The 20688-nt window shown below is 62.7% G+C and carries 12 protein-coding genes and 2 pseudogenes; 7 read left to right on the top strand and 7 right to left on the bottom strand.

Going from position 1 to position 20688, the window contains the following annotated elements:
* Positions 1–126 precede the first annotated feature (126 nt).
* Complete coding sequence (locus MMSP_RS02900; protein WP_020785417.1) at positions 127–786, top strand: maleylpyruvate isomerase family mycothiol-dependent enzyme; 660 nt, start codon at positions 127–129, stop codon at positions 784–786.
* 128 nt (positions 787–914) lie between these two features.
* Here the strand turns inward: MMSP_RS02900 and MMSP_RS02895 are convergent, their stop codons facing one another.
* Entirely contained in the window at positions 915–1694 is a 780-nt protein-coding gene (locus tag MMSP_RS02895; protein ID WP_036426060.1) for an alpha/beta fold hydrolase, read from the bottom strand.
* Between the two features lie 90 nt (positions 1695–1784).
* Here MMSP_RS02895 and MMSP_RS02890 point away from each other — a divergent pair, with 90 nt between their 5' ends.
* Positions 1785–3551, top strand: coding sequence for a GNAT family N-acetyltransferase (locus MMSP_RS02890; RefSeq protein ID WP_020785415.1), 1767 nt, complete (start codon positions 1785–1787; stop codon positions 3549–3551).
* Positions 3552–3698: 147 nt separating this feature from the next.
* Here MMSP_RS02890 and MMSP_RS02885 read toward each other — a convergent pair whose 3' ends face one another.
* Positions 3699–4301 (bottom strand): TetR/AcrR family transcriptional regulator, encoded by a 603-nt coding sequence (locus MMSP_RS02885; protein WP_020727602.1) that lies wholly within the window; start codon positions 4299–4301, stop codon positions 3699–3701.
* A 141-nt stretch (positions 4302–4442) separates the two neighbouring features.
* On the opposite strand from MMSP_RS02885, the gene MMSP_RS02880 reads away from it, so the two are divergent.
* Positions 4443–5102 carry a class I SAM-dependent methyltransferase gene (locus tag MMSP_RS02880; RefSeq protein ID WP_020785414.1) on the top strand — a complete coding sequence of 220 codons (660 nt, stop codon included), beginning with the start codon at positions 4443–4445 and terminating at the stop codon, positions 5100–5102.
* Positions 5103–5129: 27 nt separating this feature from the next.
* On the opposite strand, the pseudogene MMSP_RS02875 reads toward MMSP_RS02880, so the two are convergent.
* From MMSP_RS02875 to MMSP_RS02865, 4 genes and pseudogenes are all read right to left on the bottom strand, one after another.
* Positions 5130–10021: pseudogene (locus MMSP_RS02875) on the bottom strand (amino acid adenylation domain-containing protein).
* Entirely contained in the window at positions 10018–12222 is a 2205-nt protein-coding gene (locus MMSP_RS02870; RefSeq protein ID WP_255342223.1) for a type I polyketide synthase, read from the bottom strand. Before MMSP_RS02870 ends, MMSP_RS02875 begins: the two are co-directional and overlap by 4 nt.
* 9 nt (positions 12223–12231) lie before the next feature.
* Positions 12232–13176 (bottom strand): beta-ketoacyl synthase N-terminal-like domain-containing protein, encoded by a 945-nt coding sequence (locus MMSP_RS27885; protein ID WP_020785408.1) that lies wholly within the window; start codon positions 13174–13176, stop codon positions 12232–12234.
* Positions 13177–13396: 220 nt separating this feature from the next.
* Positions 13397–13609, bottom strand: coding sequence for an MbtH family protein (locus tag MMSP_RS02865; protein ID WP_036427050.1), 213 nt, complete (start codon positions 13607–13609; stop codon positions 13397–13399).
* Positions 13610–14515: 906 nt separating this feature from the next.
* Between MMSP_RS02865 and MMSP_RS02860 the strand changes: the two genes are divergently transcribed.
* The 3 genes and pseudogenes from MMSP_RS02860 to MMSP_RS02850 all read left to right on the top strand — a co-directional run bounded on the left by MMSP_RS02860 (position 14516) and on the right by MMSP_RS02850 (position 19911).
* A complete protein-coding gene (locus MMSP_RS02860; protein WP_020785407.1) occupies positions 14516–14953 on the top strand; it encodes an MmpS family protein in 438 nt (145 codons plus the stop codon).
* Positions 14950–17817, top strand: a pseudogene (locus tag MMSP_RS02855) (RND family transporter). The gene MMSP_RS02860 and the pseudogene MMSP_RS02855 overlap by 4 nt, the downstream one beginning before the upstream one ends.
* Before the next feature lie 147 nt (positions 17818–17964).
* Positions 17965–19911 (top strand): DHA2 family efflux MFS transporter permease subunit, encoded by a 1947-nt coding sequence (locus tag MMSP_RS02850; protein ID WP_084472508.1) that lies wholly within the window; start codon positions 17965–17967, stop codon positions 19909–19911.
* On the opposite strand, the gene MMSP_RS27880 is transcribed toward MMSP_RS02850, so the two are convergent.
* On the bottom strand, positions 19908–20192 hold the full coding sequence (locus tag MMSP_RS27880) for a hypothetical protein (RefSeq protein ID WP_036426055.1): 285 nt from the start codon (positions 20190–20192) through the stop codon (positions 19908–19910). The genes MMSP_RS02850 and MMSP_RS27880 overlap by 4 nt on opposite strands.
* Here MMSP_RS27880 and MMSP_RS25560 point away from each other — a divergent pair.
* Positions 20076–20678: a chorismate pyruvate-lyase family protein gene (locus tag MMSP_RS25560; RefSeq protein WP_252872205.1), complete on the top strand. Its 603-nt coding sequence runs from the start codon at positions 20076–20078 to the stop codon at positions 20676–20678. The genes MMSP_RS27880 and MMSP_RS25560 overlap by 117 nt on opposite strands.
* Positions 20679–20688 lie beyond the last annotated feature (10 nt).

Here is a 20688-nt window from a genome sequence, read left to right as displayed (position 1 = left end):
CGGCGAGGATGAAATCCGGGCTCGCTGCCCTCGCAGCGGCGTATCCGTGGCGTGAATTCCGCTGGCGCGCAGGGCAGGAGCACTTATCGGACGGCCACCGAGGGTCGGCGTGGCAGAGTTGATCCCGTGGACGGTCTCGAGATGGCCACCGCCGAGCGGACAGAGCTGGCCGATCTGCTGGCGACTTTGACGCCCGAGCAGTGGGAGGCGCAGTCATTGTGTGAGCGCTGGCGGGTGCGCGACGTGGTCGCTCATGTGATGAGCTTCGACGACGCCAGTCTGCTCGGCATGTTTGGCCGTGTCATCCGCGGTCGGATCATTGACGCCAACCAGGTGTGGGTCGACGAACTCGCATCGCTGAGCACCGAACAGCTGCTCGACCAACTGCGGGCTCGGCTGCGGCCGCGGGGGCTGGCCACGACCTTCGGAGGCCGGCTCGCGCTGCTCGACGTCACCATCCATCATCAAGACATCCGCCGCCCGCTCGGTCTGCCGCGCCAGATCCCGGCCGAACGGCTGCGTTGCGTGCTGGGTGACAGCCTGCGCACCCCCGAGCTGCCAGGGTGGCACCTGGCCCGCGGTGTACGCCTGACCACGAGCGACCTGGACTGGAGTCACGGCAGCGGACCAGAGCTGACCGGATCGGCGGAAGCCGTGCTGATGGCGGTCTCCGGTCGGCACAGTGCCATCGGGGAGCTGGCCGGCCCCGGGCAGCAGGTGCTGGCTCGGCGGCTCGCCCGCAGACAACGCCGGACCCATGATCGCGCGCGGTCTCGTCCGCGGTAGCAGTGAGAGCGGATCCGCCAATTCCGTGCGGCACGCGGGTTGTTCAATCCGACGAGCGCGTTGCGGTGACCCCCCTGGTGATGGCGCGGCTGGGGCGAGACGGCTCCTGACCTGAGCGCGCGGCGGTGTCAGCCTCTGCGGGCGACGTCTTGGCTGAGGATCTTGGGCCAGGTCACGACATCGGCCGGGGTGTGCGCCACGGTGAGCGTCGACTGCGGCAGCAGTGCGGCAAGTGATTCCGCGGTCGACAGCGGATGCGCCGGGTCGTTGATCCAGGCCAGGATCGTGGTCGGCACATCGATTCGTGCTAGGGCTTCACTGGTGGGAAGGTCGCTGAGAGCCGCACCGCGAAACAGTGATGGCAGCAACGCCTCGGTGACATCGGGAACTGTTTCGGGCGCGCCGACCGTGGCTGGTGGCGGAGTCGCCGCACGCCCCCAGGCGATGAATGCCCCGACTCCCTCGGTTTCGATGATCTCGGCCGCCACCCGGTAATTGGCGGCCTGCGCGGGCCGGGTGTGCCACGCGGTGGCCGGCACCATCAGCGTGAGACCGGCGAAGCGGTCCGGCTCGCGGGCGGCAGCGTGCAGCAGTGTGCCGGTACCCATGGATGGGCCGACCCCATGTACCTGTTCGCCGGGAAACCATTTGTCGAGCAGCCGTAGAAGATCCTCGGCAAGGCGTTCCCACCGGTAATCTTGGGGAACCTTGCGCCCGGTCGACTTGCCGTGGCCGCGTGCGTCGTAGCGCAGCAAGCGGGTCCCGCTGAGCCCCCTGCCGAGGTCAAGATTGAGCACCCGGTCACGCGCCCGGCTGGAGGTAAGTCCGTGCAGTTGAACTACCGGGTGACCACCTTCGTCGCTCAGCTCTACCGCAAGCTCTGCTCCCGATACCACGAAAGTGGACATCGCGCGACTCTTTTCACGATCGGCCGACTCGTCCCGGAGCCGACCGCGCTGACTGAGCATTCAGGCTATCTGGGGCGTTAGGGTGCCGCCATGCGGCTGACCAACGTGGCGCACTTGCGGCTACCGTTCGGACGACTCTGGGGCTATGACGTGTCGGTGTCTGACCTCGGTCGGCAGCTTCCGATGTCTTTTGACCAGCGCATACACGTAGCCGAGGGTGCGCGACCCGGCTCCTGGATGGCTCTGTCCATTCGATTGCCGGCTGGGGTCAGCCGGCAATCGCTGGCCGATGCGTGGCTGGGCGTGATCGCCCGCCATGGCACTCTGCGAACGGCATTCACACTCGGGGCGGACGGCGATCCGCAGCTGCATGAGATCGATGTTCAACCCGGCAAGTGGGTCGAGCATGAGATCGCCGCGGGCCAGGAGGTCAACGACGCACTGCGAGTAGTTCTCAACGCGACGTGTTCGCCCTATCAGCGGCCCTCACATCGGCTCTGCGTGTTGGAGACTGCCGCCGGATTGACGGTGGTCATCGCTGCCGACCACGCACATGTGGACATGTGGTCGATGCTCGTGATTGCCCGGGACCTGTTGTCGATGCTCGCCGACGCGAGGACCGGACGTACGTCGTCTCTGCAGCCGCGGCCCGCGTTTGTGGTGCACACCCAAGCGCTACTGGACCGTCCCCCGGCGCCGGATCGCGTGCGTGCGCGGTGGGCCCAAATCATCAGCGACAGTGGTGGGGTCATGCCGCGGTTTCCGCTGCCGTTGGGTGAGTCTGGGCCGCATCCGGAACGCGTCGAAGTGCGTGATGTGTTCGATGTCGATGACGGCGCCGCGTTCGCCGCGCAGGCACGCAATGACGGCGTCTCGACGTTGGCACTCGCGGTGGTCGCCATGACTGCGGTAACCCGCGAGTTGGCGGGAGCGCCGCTGCGCGCAGTCTTCCCCGTGCACAGCCGATTTGAAGAAAAGTGGCACGACTCGGTCGGCTGGTTCATCACCAATTCGGTGCTGGAGTCCGCGGTCGTCGAGCCGAACGCCGCGGCCGCCGCCGTCAAAGAAGCGGTGCAGCTTGGTTCCTGGCCACTCGCCGACGTACTGGCTCCGTGGGGCGGAATGCCAATGGCGCCTGGCATGTTCGCCATCTCCTGGCTGGACCAACTTAGACTTCCGGTGCGCATCGACTCGGTCGGACTCGACGCCCAGTATGTGAGCGCGAGGATCCACACCGACGGCGTCATGCTCTGGTTCATTCAGGACGAATCCGGCCTGCATCTGCGATGCCGCTACCCAGATAACGCGGAGGCGCGAACCAACGTGGGGTCCTGGCTGGACCTGCTGGTGGCGCGCCTGCAGGCACTGGCGCAGTCCTCGGTGCGAGGACTGTTGCGGGTAGCAGGGCGCACCTTCCGGGTGCAGCGCGCGACGCGCGAACACGTGGGAGTGATCGCCGAGCTGCTCTCCGACGACGAATTCGGTCAGGATCGCGAAGGCGCCGGACTCGAACGCTACGAGGCGGCCTACGACGTCCTCGTCCGCAACCGATCCAACTATCTCGGAGTCGTCCTGAACGGTTCCGACATGGTCGTCGCGACCGTGCAATTGACCATCATTCCCGGCCTGTCCCGCGGCGGCGCCACTCGGCTGCAGATCGAGGGATTACGGGTCGCCAAAGCCGAACGCGCACAGGGCCTCGGTACCGCACTCGTCGAGTGGGCACACAACTACGGCCGAGCTCACGGGGCGCAGTTGGCGCAGGTGACCACGGACGAGGCACGCGAAAGGGCTCGGGCGTTCTATCGCCGGCTCGGGTACCACGCTGCCCACGTCGGGCTGAAACGCACCATCTGAGTCCGGTGTCTGCGCTCGTGCTCGGTGGGGTTCTTGAAGACACCGGTGCGACCAGCGATTCTTCGATGACATGCGCCACGATCCGCAGCAAGGCTGCGTCGCCATGTCAGGGGGCGCGAGGGTAGCTCCGAGGTCCTATTCACCCGGTTATTCGGGGTCGATCAACGAGCGCAGCAGCGGTGTAACAAGTCGCAGGATGTCGTCGATGTCGGCGTTGACCAAATCGGGCATCCGCAGAATGAACCGCTGGCTGGCGATGCCCATCAAGATGGCGCCGGCCACCGCGGCACGCAGCCTGGCGTCGGTGGCGTCGATGGTGGCCGCTACCGCGTCCACGCCCTGCGTGGTGATGTGCCTGCGCAGGATGTCAGCGGCGTCTTCGCTGGTCATGCTGGTGCGCAGCAGCACGGCCATGGGGCTATTGGGATCGGCGGCCCAGGCAGTAAGCATGGCGCGTGCGTAGTTTTCGGTCGTTTGCCCCGCGTCGTCGGTGCTCAGTTCGGCCACCGGGATGTCCCAATGCACGGCTTCGTGAAACAGCGCCTGCTTGGTGCCAAAGTATTTGATGATCGAGGACTTGTCCACGCCCGCAGCGGCGGCGATGCCCCGTATCGTGGCGCGTTCGTAGCCGACCTCGGCGAAGACAGCGCGAGCGGCATCGAGGATGCGCCGCCGGGTCCGTTGCCCCTTGCGTTCGGTGCTCGGTACGGATTCGACGGGGCCTTCGGGAACCTGTTCTCCGATAGTCACCAGTGCCTCTTCCGCGTCGTTGTGTGAGCGATTATGCCCCGGATCAGTAAAAGTAGACAATCGGTGCGAAATCGTCCACCCTTGCGGAAGGCCCCTACGTGGCCGTCAGACCGAAGAAACCCGCTAGGGAAGGACCCCCACGTGACAGAACCGCGGATGGATTGGGACAGCACCTACCGGCAAGACGTTCGGCCGCCCTGGAGCATCGGTGCACCGCAGCCGGAACTGGCCGCTCTCATCGAAGGGGGCAAGGTGCGCAGCGAGGTTCTCGACGCTGGATGCGGGGAGGCTGAACTGTCCCTTGCGCTTGCCGCGCAAGGGTATTCGGTCGTGGGCCTCGACGCCAGCGCGACCGCCATCGCCACCGCCAGTGCGGCGGCGGCCGAGCGAGGACTGACCACGGCCACCTTCGCTGCGGCCGATGTCACTGCCTTCGACGGATACGACGGCAGGTTCAACACGGTGATGGACAGCGGATTACTGCACGCCCTGCCCGTGCAGCGCCGCCAGGCCTACGTGCAGGCCATCCACCGGGCGGCGGCTCCGGGTGCGGGACTGTTCATCCTGGCGTTTGCCCAGCGGCCATTTGGCGATGGGATGCCAGGTCCTAACGGTTTCACCGCCGAAGAGCTGCGCGACACGGTGGCAACGCAATGGACCGTCGATGAAGTGCGCCCGGCCACGCTCTATGCCAATGATGTGCAGCTGGCGGCGGGGTCTGCGCCGGGCGTCGAGGCGCAGCGAGACGACAAGGGCCGGTTGATGTTCCCGGGATTTCTTCTCCTCGCGCACAAGGGCTGAGGATGACTGAGCCACCCGAGAACGCATTCACCTCGGACGCCCACGGGCCGCCATCTCAGGGAACTCCGGGTCTATGGGCTCACGCAATGGGGCCGACGTGATGGCGGCCCTCATGGGCAGAAACACCGCAGGGAGAAAAGTCACTAGCATGACCACGCTGGCGTATACGAACACCACGGTGTACGCCTGAGACAGGTCGTGCAACAGGTTGGCCCCAAAATCGGGATTGAGGGTTCGCGGCGGTATCTGCGAAGGGGCCAGGGGGATCCCAGGGACCAACGCCGTCACCTCAGCACGGCTGGCCACCTGCGCGGCGAACAACCCCGGAACCGACACCGGCTCCACCAACGGCTCCGCCAACACCGCCCGATTACCCACCACATCCAGCCGCGCATGCTCGGCGCATCAAGCAGATCCACCGACGACAACCGCCGATCCGGATCAGCGACCATCGCCACCACCACCCGCTGCAACCGCTCGATCAACGCAGCGATACTGGCCGCGTCGAACACATCGGTGCGAAACTCCACACCCCCGCCGATCCCGGCGGGTGCACCGGTATCGGTGAAACGTTCACCCAGTGAAAACACCAGATCCATCCGGGCGGTTTGGGTGTGTACCGGCGCGAATTCGACGTCGAGACCGTCTAACACCAGCTCCGCCGATATGTCGTTTTGCCACGCCAACACCACCTGGACCAGCGGATGATGGGTCAACGACCGCACCGGGTTGAGCCGCTCCACCAGCACCTCGAAGGGCACGTCTTGATGCTCGAAGGCTGCCAAGCTGCGGGTGCGTACCTGCGCTAGCAGTTGGGCGAAGGTGGGGTCACCGGCCACCTGAACCCGCAGCACCACCGTGTTGACGAACACGCCCACCAACTCATCGAGGGCCGGATCTCCACGGCCGGCCACCGGAACCCCGACTGCCACATCAGAGCTGCCGCTGAGCTTGGCCAGCAGCACCGCCAGGGCGGTCTGGATCACCATGAAGCTCGTCGCGTGATGCTCACGCGCTACCCGGGCAACCTGCTGCTGCAGCTGGGCGGGCCACTGGACATCCACACCGCTACCGCGATGGTCAGCCACCCGCGGATAGGCCCGATCGGTGGGCAACTGCAACCGTTCGGCCATCCCCTCGAGAGCTTTTTCCCAATACCTCAGCTGCCCGGCGATACCACTGTGGCTATCGGTCAACTCACCCAGGTTGGTGCGCTGCCACAACGTGTAATCGACATACTGCACCGCCAGCCCCGCCCAACCCGGCGCCCGCCCCGCACACCGACTGGCATAAGCCACTCCCAAATCAGTGACCAGCGACCGCAGCGACCACCCGTCAGCGGCGATATGGTGAGCCACCACCACCAACACGTGCTCGTCGTCAGTGACGCGAAACAGGCTCGCCCGCAACGGAATCTCGACCGCCAAATCAAAACAATGCCGTGCTTGCTGTTCGAGGGCCGCAGCCAGCCGCCTTGACGACCAACCCTGAGCATCGATGATCTGCCACCGCACATCGACCTGCTCGACGCCCAGCACCAACTGCTCAGCCACCCCCGCCACCGCACGAAACACCGTCCGCAAGCTCTCATGACGGCCCACCACATCAGCAAACGCCGCACCCAACGCCGCGGCATCGAGCTCACCGGACAACCGCGCCGACCACGCCATGTTGTAGACCGCCGAAGGCCCCTGCAACTGATCGATAAACCACAACCGCTGCTGGGCAAACGACAACGGAACCACCGCCGGACGCTCACCAGCCACCAACGGCGTCCACTGCCCCGAACCCTGACCGATACACGCCGCCAACTCACCGACGGTAGGCGCGTCGAACAACGCCCGCACCGACAAATCCCCACCCAAGGACTTATTGATCGCAGCGACTACCCGCATCGCCGACAACGAATCCCCACCCAGGTCGAAAAAGGATTGGTCTACCGCGACTCGGTCTAGTCCGAGTACTTGGGCGTAGATGCCGGCGAGGACTTGTTCGACCGGGCTGGCCGGGGCGCGGTAACTGCCGGTGGCGCCGTAATGCGGGGCCGGCAGGGCCCGAATTTCCAACTTGCCGTTGACCGTCAACGGCAAACTGTCGACCACCACGACCGCGGCGGGCACCATATAGGCCGGCAACGCCTGCGCCAACGCCGCCCGCGCCTGACCCGGCTCTAACCCACCGACGAGATAGCCCACCAACCGTTTATCCCCGGGCCGGTCTTCACGAGCGATCACCACCGCCTGATCCACCCCGTCCAACTGCGACAACGCCGCTGCCACCTCGCCCAACTCAATGCGATAGCCACGGATCTTGACCTGTTCATCGGCGCGCCCCACGTACTGCAACTGCCCATCTGGGCCCCAACGCACCACATCACCGGTGCGATACATCCGCGCACCCGCAGCCCCGAACGGGCACGCCACAAACCTCGACGCGGTCAACCCCGACCGGCGCCAATACCCACACCCCACCCCGGCACCAGCCACATACAACTCCCCGGCCACCCCCGCCGGCACCGGCCGCAACCAGCCATCCAGCACAAATAGTGCGGCGCGGGGCACCGGCACACCTATCGGCGCCGGCCTCGAGCCCGGGACCAGCGGAGCACTCATCGACACATACATCGTGGTCTCCGAGGGGCCGTATTGATTGACCATCATGCGGCTGGGCGCCCAGGTGTCGACCACCTCGGCCGGACACGCCTCGCCTCCCACCACCAACGTCGTCGATTCCAGACCCTGCGTCGACAGCATCGCCACTGCGGAGGGGGTTTGCGCCAGCACATCGACCTGTTCGGCCACCAGCAGAGCATGCAGATCGGCCGGGGAGCCGGTGACCGACTCGGGCACCACCACCAACCGGCCCCCATGCAGCAGTGCACCCCACATTTCAAAGACCGACAGGTCGAAGGCGTAGGAGTGGCATTGGGTCCAGATTTGTCCCGGTGGTGGGGTGAATCCGGTGGCGGCGACCGAGGTGAACAACTGGGTGATGTTGTGGTGGGTGATCCCCACGCCTTTGGGCTTGCCGGTCGTGCCCGAGGTATAGATCAGATACGCGATGTTGTCTGCGCTGGGAAAGGGCAACTCATGGCCGGGATAGCACGCCGCGATCGCGGGATCATCGATATCGATCACCGCCACCGGATAACCCGCCAACCGCTGCGCCAACCCCGTGGTACTGATCACCGCTACCGGCGCGGCATCCTCGATCATGAACCCGATACGCCCATCAGGATGATTGACATCGATCGCTAAATACGCTGCACCGCTTTTGAGTACCGCCAAGATCGCGATGACCGCCTCAACCGAACGTTGCAACAACAACCCGACCACATCACCAGGACCCACACCCTGATCAACCAACAAATGCGCCAACCGATTAGCCGCCCGATCAAGCTCGCGATAGGTCAACGACCGATCCCCACACGCCAACGCCGTCACCTCAGCACGGCTGGCCACCTGCGCGGCGAACAACCCCGGAACCGACACCGGCTCCACCAACGGCTCCGCCAACACCGCCCGATTACCCCACACATCCAGCCGCGCATGCTCGGATACGGCCGTATCGCCGTCGGTCTGACCGTCAAGCAGCATGCTGACGTCGCGCAGCGGACGGTCCCACATCGGCAACAGTCGTTGCAGTACTACCACCAAGCGATCACCCAGGGCCGATTCGGTGATGTCGCCGAATGCGTTGGCATTTGTTGCTATTGACAGCGACAAACGAGCATCGGTGAGTTCAGCGGTGATGCAGACGGGGAAGTGCGTAGGACTCTGCACGGTTAGGGAGTCAAACCTCGCCGCGCCTACGGCTCGCGCCTTCCCGTCGGCCAGACCCAGGGATGGGAAGTTCTGGAATACCAGCAGGGTGTCAAACAGGTCGCCCATGCCGGCCAGTGCCCGGATCTGCGAGTGGCTCAGATAGGCATGCTCACGCAGCCGGGCGGCATCGCGTTGTATCAACGCGCATTGCTGGGCAACAGTGGTCTTCGGGTCGAGACGCACACGCAGTGGCACGGTGTTGACGAAAAGCCCGACCATTGATTCCACCCGGGCCAACTCGGCGGGTCTGCTCGACACCGTGACGCCGAAAACCACGTCGCGGCGGTCGGTTAGCGTCGACAGCATCAGCGCCCAGGCCAGCTGCGTCAGGGTATTGACCGTCACGCCGCGGCTGCGGGCACCGTCGACCAAAGATGTCGTGGCCGCTTCGTCCAGGGTCAGCTGCGCACTCTTGGGCAGGCTGTCCGGCTGCACACCGCTGCTACCGAGCGGCGCCGCCGCCAGCAGGGTAGGCGCCGCCAGGCCGGCGAGATGCTCGCGCCACTGCCGTTGCCCTTGCTCAACGTCGCAGCGCTCGAGCCAACCGATGTAGTCGCGATACGGTCGCGGCTGCGCCGGCAACGTGTCGATGTTGCAGTCGGCTTCATACAGCGTGAGTAGCTCATCGACGAACAGCGCGATGGACCAGCCGCCGATCACGATGTGGTGGGCGGTAATCAAGAATCGCCACCTGTCGCCCGGTAGCTCGATCAGCAAGAATCGGATCGCCGGACCCATTTCCAGGTCGAATCCGCGATTGCGCTCCTGCGCTTCCAGCGCACCCGCCGTCTCCGCCGTGGCCTCGACACGCGCCCATTCCAACTGCACCTCGGACGGCACCACCTGCACTGGATGCGGCAAGCCGCGGCCGAGGAATCGAGCCCTCAAATTCGGGTGGCGCTTCAGCATCGCCAACGCGCAACTGCGTAACAGGCCGACGTCCAGCGAACCATGCACATCGATGCCGAGTGCGACGGTGTACGGGTCGTCGGACGCGGCTCCACTCGCCATGGCCAGCGCGAACAGCCCCAGCTGAAGTGGGCTGAGCGTCATCACGTCCTCGATGTCGACGACGGGCTTGGTTGGCTGCGTCATGCTGACCTCGGCTGGTCGAGCATCGCCAACAGTCCTGGCAGTGCGGCCAGCTCCGCGGATGACAGTCCCGACACGCTCATGGCCTCGAACTGGCGGTCCGCGGCGAGGCACCCCGGGGCGCCACAGTCCGTGGCCTGGTTGGCGGCCTCCTCCAGCGCCGCTGCGACCTGTCTGACGGTGGCGTGTTCGAAAAGCAGCTCCGGGGTTAGCGGCAGGCCCTCCGCGCGAACCCGCGCGGCCAGCCGCATTGCAGAGACACTGTCGCCGCCGAGGGCCAGGAACCCGTCGTCGCGGCTGCCTTGGGCGATGCCCAGAACCTGCCCAATCGCCGCGGCCACAGTCCGCTCGATTTCGGTGCACACGGGCGCACCATCGTGCACCGGTCCCGCCGACGCCCGAGCATCGACCGCCCCGGCCAGGCCTGCGCCGCCTTGCGCATCAAGCCATAGTCGCGTGCGCTGAAAAGCGTAGGTCGGCAACGGTACTCGCCGTGCTCCCGCACCGCGGTACACGCCAGCCCAATCGATTGGCGCCCCGTTCGCGTACGCCGTGGCCAGCCCGCTCACAAACGAGACATCTTCATCCGTGCCTGGCTGCAACAACGGCGGAATCACGACGCCGGAGGAACTGCCATCAGCATCTTCGAAAATCCCGTGGATCATGGCGGCAGGATGAACCCCGGGACCGATTTGCAGGAAAGTGGTGATGTCTTCCCTACTCCGTGCCCGGCGTATCGCCTTCTTGAGATGCACCGGTGAAATCAGTTGTTCTACCCAATATTCCGGCGTGCGGACCAGGCTAGGATCAACAACCGTTCCGGTATGCGCTGAGACAATGGGCGTATCCGGAAGGCGGTAATCGAGCCGCTCGCAGAGCTTGAAAAGGCCTGCTCGCAGCGCGTCAGCGGAGGACGCCTGCTGGTGCTCGGTGGACGTGGCTTCCTGCCCATCAGACGACTGCGCCCCGGTGTGGTTGCCTGACGCACCGTTGGCACTACGCTCGCTGGCACCCAACGGAGGAATTGCGTAGAGCTCCGCGGCAGGGCTGACAGCAGTGGTGTCGGCATCACCCATTGACTGCCTCAGGCGGCCACTCTCCACCACGAGAGCACACGCGTCCTGCAATGACCACAGGCCCGCCGCATGTCCGGCCGCGATCTCACCCGCAGAACACCCCATAACGACGTCGGGGTGAAAACCCCAGGACTGCGCCAGCCGGTACAACGCCGTCTCCACGGCAAATAGTGCGGGCTGAGCGCAGCTGGGTCGCCTCAGCAAGCTGCCCTTTTCCGAGTCGGCCGACGCAAAAAGGAGGTCACGAACTGGCGTGCCCATCAGACTGCTCAGTATTTCGCAGGTTTCGTCGATTGCTTTGGCGTACAACGGGAAGATTGAGTACAGCTGGCGCCCCATGCCCAGCCAGTGCGCCCCTTCGCCGTGAAAGAACGCTGCCGTTTTGGCGGACGGCCCAGCCACACCACGCACCACCGCCGGGTCAGATTCGCCAGCCACAAGTGATCGCACCCCGTTGAGCAACTCGTTGCGATCGCGTCCGACGACTATCGCTCGATGTGCAAACTGTGCCCGAGTGCTAGCCAGCGAGTATCCAATGTCGATGGCCCGTAGGTCGGGATCATCCTCAAGATGCGCTACCGTCCGAGCGGCTTGCGCCAGCAGCGCCTCCGGCGACTTTGCGGTGATGATCCACGGGCCGACGGGAGAGGCTGCGTCCCAGCCACTGTCCGATAAGGCCGTCCGACCCACTGGCATGGGCTCCTCGACGGCCTCTTCGATGATGATGTGTGCGTTAACCCCGCCCATTCCAACGCCAGATATCGCGGCCCGGCGCGCGTTGTCCGGTCGCGGCCACTCCTGAGTTTCAGTCGCTAACTGAATGCGCCCTGATGCCCAGTCCACATACGGAGTCGGCTCGTTCACGTGCAAAGTCAATGGAATGGTGCGGTGCCGCATCGCTTCCACCATCTTGATGACGCTGCCAACGCCGGCCGCAGCCAAAGTGTGTCCGGTGTTTGATTTGAGCGAACCCAACCACAGCGGCCGTCCCTCTGGCCGGTGCTGACCGTATGTCGCCATCAGCGCCTCGGCCTCGACCAGATCGCCCACCGGCGTTCCCGGGCTGTGCGCCTCGACCACGTCGACTTCGGCCTCCTCCAAACCAGCATTCTGTAGCGCTCGCCGGATAATCCGCTGCTAGGCAAGACCGTTGGGCGCCTGCGGAGCGTTCGATGCGCCGTCATGCTTGACGGCGCTACCGCGCACCACGGCCCACACCGGATGCTGATTTCGCCGGGCGTCAGACAGGCGCTCCAGCAGGAGCAGGCCCAACCCTTCGCCCCAACCGGCACCGTCGGCCGACGCTGAAAACGACTTGCACCGCACGTCGCTCGCCGACGCCATGCCTTGCGCCAAGGCAAAGAAGCTCGGTGGCGACATCATGATCGATGCGCCCCCGGCAAGCGCCATCGAGCACTCACCCGATCTCAATGATCCGACGGCTTGATGAATCGCAACCAGCGACGACGAGCAAGCGGTATCCAGCGCCATGGCTGGTCCCTCGAGCCCGAAAAGATAGGAAATTCGCCCCGCAGCCATACTCGTCATATGGCCCGCCACCATCAGTGGACTATCGCCGTCCACCCCTTCGCCCAGTGTTTCGTACGGAATCGACGTAACACCTAGGAAGACCCCGGTGTCGCTACCTCGGACGCTCGAGGGATCGATACCCCCGCGCTCGAACGCCTCCCAGGCGCATTCGAGCGCGAGCCGCTGATGTGGATGCATCGCCAAGGCCTCACTCGAACTGAGTCCGAAAAACTCCGCGTCGAAGGCGCTCACATCGGCCAGAAACCCCCCGATCGGTGCGCCCAACCTGCTGGTCTGAGACTCCCCGTCGAAATAGGGCTCGCCGTACCACCCCCGATCCGACGGCCACTCCGAAATCAGGTCACGGCCTTCGGCAACGGCCGACCACAGATCTGCGGGTGACTCCAGCCCGCCCGGGTAGCGGCAAGCCATACCCACGATTGCGATCGGTTCCCGAGCCCCCATCTCAACCTCGCGCAAACGCCTACGCGTCTTCTCGAGTTCCAAGACGACCTGCTTGAGATAGGTGTGAAGTTTCTCTTGGCTTGCCATCGAAATGCCTTTCTTAGAGCGGGTCCCCTAATTTGGTGAACCGGGCAGCCGGCGACCACAAATTGGCCGCCAGGCCGTGACCAGCCTCGCCGTGACATCACCGAGTCACCGAACCTGGCGAACCGCGTCAGATCGAGTTCGGTTCGGGAGCTTGCCAGCGGCTCAGGTGTGGCCGTGACTACCTCGTGCCAGCTTCTCGCGGAGGCTCTTCGGCCTTATGTCAGGGCTCCGGCGTTAACGCCGGAGCCCTGGGCCTTATGTCAGGCCAGTTTTCATCGATATATGCCAGACACTTTGTGCGCTCCTCCTCGCCATAGACCACTTGCCATCCGGCAGGGATCTCAGCGAAGGTCGGCCACAAGCTGTGCTGCTCCTCGTGGTTGACCAGAACGAAGAATGCGCCATTATCGTCGTCAAAAGGACTGATAGTCATTAGCATTACAACTTTCGAGTCGACGTTTTAACGTCGGCGCCAAGCGCATATTTCACGCCCGCCGAAGTGCTTTCGCAACCCCTCTCAGTGAACTCACAGGAGTCAGCCAGGGCGGGGCGGGTAATGAGGCCGGCCCGCGGCCGCAGTCTCCGCAGCTCAACCGGTCGGCTCGACATCTCGTCGCCACCACTGGCAGTCGGCAAAGCACCTGAAACGTTGTGCGACTGAGCTTTACAAGTCAATTGAATACGCGACCCCCGCCGGCGGCCGCGACCAATTCCCTACCGGTAGGTATTCACAAACCCGCAGCTGAACGACTCGCGGCGCTCGATCACTGCGGGCAACCGACGAACGGCGTTTTCCAAACATTGGCCGGTTGTTCCTGTCGCACATGGGTGCCGGTGCGCGACGCGTTTCCCAAGCACTGGGGTGGTTTCCGCCCGAAAAGGCGAGTACACGTCACATTTGTTCGCCGTCTTGCGATTCCATCAATCTCGGCCCGAAAGGCTATTAAGCCAACTCACAGGATTCACGCAATTTCGGCGGGGTTGCCAACCCCCAAGGGCGACAGTACGGTTGAGCCCGCTATTGACGTTCTACCTACTACAGCACCTAGTAACCGCACGAATTCCTAACGCTTAAAAGCGAATTGGTTTCAGTTTTCTAGGTGGGTAGCCAGAAATCAGTGCTGACAACAATCCCGATCGTTAGGGGCCCCAGTGATCAGCGAGCCGATCACCCAGCACACCACCTTCGCGACCGTCGGGCCGCTCCGCTCCGGCCGTCGACCAGGTTTCGACGCGGAGGGCGCACCCGCGAAGTCCCATCTTTCATCCCCAGAACCGCGCCGAAGAATCCCTCGACTGACGCGGTCCTCGAACAGCAGAACTGCGGCTAGGTGAACTGATGACAGCTCTCAAGATTCTTGGCAAACTTTGGATCCCACTGGTGATCGTCACGGTGGTCGGCGTCACCGCATTCAGCGTATCGCGTGTTCACGGGTTCTTCGGTTCACAAAAGCCCGAGCTCTATACCGACGGCTCCAGTGACGACGCCACACCCTTCAACCCAAAACAGCTGACGTATGAAATCTTCGGGCCAGCTGGAACGGTCGCCGATATCGACTATTTCGACGTCAACGCCCAGCCGCGCCGGGTTGATGGAGCGCATCTGCCCTGGTCGCTGGAAATCAAGTCAACGTCGGCATCACTGACGGGAAACATTGTGGCGCAGGGTGATAGCAACAGATTGGGATGCCGGATAATCGTAGACGGCGTCATCAAGGCCGAGCGACTATCACAAGAAGTCAACGCGTACACCTTCTGCATAGTAAAGTCGGCGTGACCATCAAACGCCCAGTGCGGCAGTCGCTTTCCTGCGCGATCCGTAGGCTGTCCATTCCCATCGTCATCGGCTGGATTGCATTGAGTGCGTATCTCACTGTGGGCTTGCCACCACTTGAGGTGGTTGGGCAGCTGCATTCGGTTTCAATGAATCCCAGAGATGCCCCGTCGGCGGTTGCGATGAGGCGCATCAGGGAGCTGTTCAAGGAGTCCGATTCCGACAACACAGCGATGATCCTCTTGGAGGGCGACCAGCCGCTGGGTGACAACGCGCATTACTAGTACTACAACAACCTCGTTCGTCAGTTGAGCAGCGATACAACGCACGTTCAGCACATTCAGGATTTTTGGGGCGATCCGCTGACGGCGGAAGGGGCGCAGAGCACCGATGGCAAAGCCGCGTATGTGCAGCTGAACCTCGCCGGCAACATGGGGGGCCCGCTGGCCAACCAGTCCATCGAGGCTGTGCGGCAGATCCTGGCGCGCACGCCGCCCCCTCCTGGCATAAAGGTGTACGTCACCGGCCCGTCGGCACTCACCGCCGATATGAGTCGCACCGGAGATAAGTCACTCGTCATCGTCACGATGATAAGTATCTTGGTGATCTTCACCATGCTGCTGCTGGTCTATCGCTCAATCGTCACCGTGACACTTTTGCTCATTACGGTTGGAATCGAGTTAACAGCGGCGCGGGGAGTCGTCGCCTTTTTGGCGTGGCACGGGGTTATTGGCTTGTCGACCTATGCCATTAACTTGCTCACAACCATGGCCATCGCCGCCGGTACGGACTACAGCATATTCATCATCGGCCGCTACCAGGAGGCTAGGCAGGCCGGCGAGGACGCGGAAACAGCCTTCTACACGATGTACCGAGGCGTTGCTCACGTTATCTTAGGCTCCGGCCTGACCATCGCCGGAGCGATGTATTGCCTGACCTTCACGCGGATGCCCTATTTCCAGAGCATGGGGATCCCTTGTGCCGCAGGCATGCTGGTTGCGGTAGTCGCCGCGCTGACGATGGGCCCAGCAGTTCTCGCATTGGGCAGCCGCTTCGGATTGTTCGATCCGAAGCGGAAGATCAAGACGCGCGGCTGGCGCCGGATTGGCACCGCTGTCGTACGGTGGCCCGCTCCCATCCTGACGGCAACCTGTGCCGTCTCACTGGTTGGCCTGATCGCCCTGCCCGGGTATCAGACAAATTACGACGACCAGACCTATGTGCCAGACAACATCCCGGCCAATGCTGGATACGCCGCGGCAAATCGTCACTTTCCTCCGTCCCGAATGAAGCCGGACGTCTTGCTGATCGTCGCCGAGCACGATATGAGGAATTCTGCGGACTTCCTGGTCTTGGACAAGTTGGCCAAAGGCATCTTTCATGTGCCGGGAATCTCCCGAGTACAGGTGATAACTCGGCCCAAGGGCGCGCCCATCGAGCATACGTCGATACCGTTCCAGATCGGCATGCAGAATGCGGGTCAGCTGCAAAACATGAAATACCAGCGCGACCGCATGAACGACATGCTGACGCAGGCGGACCAGCTGACGAGCACTATCGCGCTAATGAAGCGGACCTACGATCTGATGCTGCAGATGTCGAAAACTACGCATCGAATGGTGGGCGATACGCTCGAAATGAAGAGCGTCACCGACGAATTGCGTGACCACATCGCGGACTTCGAAGACACATGGCGGCCTATTCGGAGCTATTTTTACTGGGAGAAACACTGTGCGGACATCCCTATCTGCTGGTCGCTAAGGTCGATATTTGATGCCCTCGACGGCGTCGACCAGGTTTCCGAACAGCTCACCACCCTCACGGGAGACCTAACCGACATGGATCGGATTCTCCCTCAGGTCGTTGCGACATTTCCGCAGATGATCCAAAACATGGAGGGTATGCGGACATTGATTCTGACAATGCACAGCACGATGTCCGGGATCTACGATCAGATGGATGAATTGAGCAAGAACTCGACTGCGATGGGCCAAGCAGTCGACGCCGCTAAGAACGACGATTCGTTCTACCTGCCTCCAGAGGTTTTTAACAACCCCGATTTCAAAAGGGGAATGAAGATGTTTTTGCCCCAAGATGGGAAGGCGGCCCGGCTATTTATCTTTCACAGAGGAAACGCGGCGGGATACGAGGACATATCGAGTATCTCCGCGATAAATATCGCGGCGGCGGAGGCGCTCAAGGGTACCCCGTTGGAGGACGCCCAGATCTACCTCACCGGTACCGCCGCGGTCTACAAAGACATAGCCGACGGCTCGAAATACGATCTGATAATTGCGGGGCTTTCCTCGCTGTGCCTGATTTTCATCATCATGCTACTTATCACGCGAGGTTTCGTCGCGGCGTTAGTGATCGTGGGAACCGTTGCGCTATCGCTAGGCGTATCGTTTGGTCTCTCGGTGTTGCTGTGGCAACACCTGCTCCGCATCGAACTGCATTGGCTCGTGCTCGCGATGTCCGTCATCGTTCTATTGGCCGTGGGCTCCGACTACAACCTACTGCTGGTATCCCGGCTCAAGGAGGAAGTCGGGGCCGGGATAAAGACCGGAATCATCCGGGCGATGGGCGGTACTGGCAAGGTAGTGACGTCGGCCGGCCTGGTGTTTGCCTTGACGATGGCGTCCATGGCGGTCAGCGATCTGATTGTGATAGGCCAGATCGGGACGACCATCGGCCTGGGTCTGCTGTTCGATACGTTGATTGTGCGCTCCTTGATGACCCCATCTATCGCCGCGCTACTCGGCCGCTGGTTCTGGTGGCCACTAAACATCCGCTCACGGCCCCCTCGGCTAACGCGTCAGCGACTACTCACGTCCGTCTCGCAAGAGCCGGCAGCGGCGCGCGTGTAGCCGGGCGTCATTCGATGTTGGTTCACGCTACCGAGCCGCCGAACCTGGGTGGTCCGATGCTGTCCAGGCCGTGCGTATAGCGGCTGCCGATGAATACCACTCCTGCGAAAGCTACCGCGTTGCAACAGAATCTGCCGGGACGGCCCGATGGGAGCACGGGGAGTTCAGTGGCGGCGGGAGAGCGCCGCCGATAGACTCGACGGTTCGCTGCTTCGGATTGCTGGAATCTGCGTGTTCGCTTCGGTCGCAGTGAATTTGGCCAATACTGCCGTCAGTGTCGCGCAGCGCAGTCTGATCGTCACCTTTGGCTCAAATCAAGCCGTCGTCGCTTGGACGGTGACCGCCTACACACTGACCGAAGCCGCGGCTATCCCGTTGTCAGGCTGGGCGGCCGACCGGATCGGCACCAAGCGACTCTTCATGATTTCGGTGTTGGGGTTGACCCTAGGTTCAGTGTTGTGCGCTGTCGCCCCGAACATCGCGTGTCTGATCATCTTCCGCGCGGTTCAGGGCGGTGGTGGCGGCATATTGATGCCACTGGTCATTACCATCTTGGCTCGCGAGGCGGGCCCCAACCGACTCGCTCGGCTCATGTCGGTGATGGGCATACCGCTACTACTTGGCCCGATGGCTGGGCCGATCCTCGGCGGCTGGCTCATCGACGACTACGGGTGGCAGTGGATTTTCTGGATCAATGTGCCGATCGGCTTGATCACGGTAGCCCTTGCAGCCATCGCGTTTCCCGGAGATCACACAGCACCGTCAGAAACCATCGACATAGTCGGCATGCTGCTACTGTCACCCGGGCTGGCAACATTTCTCTACGGATTGTCGACTGTTCCAGCCCGCGGGACCGTAGCTGATCGCCATGTCGTGATACCGGCGACCGCCGGGCTGGTTCTGATGGGCGCCTTCGTCTTTCATGCTCTCTATCGCGCCGACCGTCCGCTGATAGATCTGCGGCTGTTCAGGAACCGGGTGGTGACCGTCGCCAATGCGACGATAGTCTTTGTCGCCGCGGGGTTTTCCGGGGCCGTGCTGCTGGTGCCAAGTTACTTTCAGCAGCTGTTGCGTGAAACACCGTTGCAGGTCGGCATACACATGATTCCGCTTGGGCTCGGTGCCGCGGTGACCATACCGACCTCCGGCGTCTTGATGGACAGACACGGCGCCGGCAAGGTGGTGTTGGGCGGCGTAACGCTGATCAGCGTTGGCATGGGCACTCTCGCGTTCGGCGCCGCCGAGCACGCCGCTTACGTACCCACCCTGCTTATCGGGCTGACGATCGTGGGTATGGGCATAGGCTCCATCATGCTGCAACTCACCACGGTGGCGGTGCAGACCCTGGCCCCGCACCAAATCGCGCGGGGTTCGACCCTGGTTAGCGTCAATCAACAGCTGTCCGCCTCGGCAAGCACCGCACTGATGTCGGTCATACTGACCAGCCAGTTCAATCGCAGCGCCAACATTGCCGCGGCGAACCGCCTCGAAGCCCTTAACGAAAGCGCGACCAGACGGGGGATCCCCCTCAGGGCCTGCCCTGATGGCCCCTACAACCTTCTCGGTTGGTCCATGGGGGGCGTGGTCGCCCATGAGATTGCCGTTGAGCTCCGCCGGCGAGGATGCGAGGTCGGCCGGCTCATCGTTCTGGACGCGACCGGCGAGGTCGATAGCGCCGACAGCGTTGCCGAGCCAGCATCCGAAAGCGATGTCCTGGAACTGATTTTGGTCGCTGCGGGAATCGATATCGCGGCACACCCCCGGCCCCTTACCTATCGGCAGGCAGAAGCACTACTCAACCAACGCACACCGATCGAGTTCTCGCTCCCGCCCAGGCGGATTGTAGAAATCATGCTCGACAACATGAACGCCAATCAATCAATGAGATTGAAGCATGTCCCGGATGTATTTGACGGTGACATGATCGTCTTCTCCGCCAAGCGGGGCAGCGGCGGCCGATCACTCGCAGACAGTTGGCGGCCATACGTTTCCGGCGATATCACGGAATATCCCGTCGATTGCACGCACGAGTCGATGTTGAACATCGAATCACTGCAATTATTCGGAGAGCGGATCGCTATCTACCTGCATTAGTTGAACGGCAATAAGACCGACTCGCCCTGAGACTGGAGGTACGACCAATGAACCGCCGCTATTTGTCGGATTAAGAGATACAAGGCCTGAACCGAGACCTCCGAATACTGGTCACGACAAATGGCACTCTCACCAGGATTCTCAATATCGTCACCGCCGACGAGATCGTCATCCAGAACATCGATCAGGAGATTCTGCCCGACGCGCCGACTCCGCCGGACCGCGCGCAGTTGCCCAAAGGCCGAACTCTGCTGCGCAATGTAGTGCTCCAATGCAGGCATTCCGGGAGCTCATTCGTAGCCGCAGAGACTTCGATCGTCGTCGATCGAGTCCCGCCCGAGCTCATAGAAAGCCTGATGAACACTGACCGCCCGATTGGCGAGTTGCTGGTGGCGAGTCGCATCGAGTTCTTCAATGAAGCGCCGGAAGTCTGGATCGGCGAGTTGCCGGAGTGGATCGTGGCTCCGGAATACCGAATCTCACAACATCAAGCCCTCGCCCGCCGATACACGATCATCATCTCGGGTCAACCGGCGATAGTCATCACGGAGCATTTCCTTCCGAGATATTCATCTGCTGTCTCAACAACGACATCGCGATCAACAAGGACATTCGGCCTATATCGGCACCAAGGCCCAAACAGTGACTTGAAGCGGCGGCATCGGCACCAGCCGACTGTAGGAAGTTCCAACTTCTTCACGTGTAGGTCTGCCTTAAGACAAGGGCCTGCATCCCTGCGCCATGCGGGGAAACGAATGTGTTCATAGTGGCGAGTCA

It is taken from the genome of Mycobacterium sp. 012931 (genome assembly GCF_000419295.1).
Lineage (GTDB): Bacteria > Actinomycetota > Actinomycetes > Mycobacteriales > Mycobacteriaceae > Mycobacterium > Mycobacterium marinum.
This window is presented reverse-complemented; position numbering and strand designations above follow the sequence as displayed.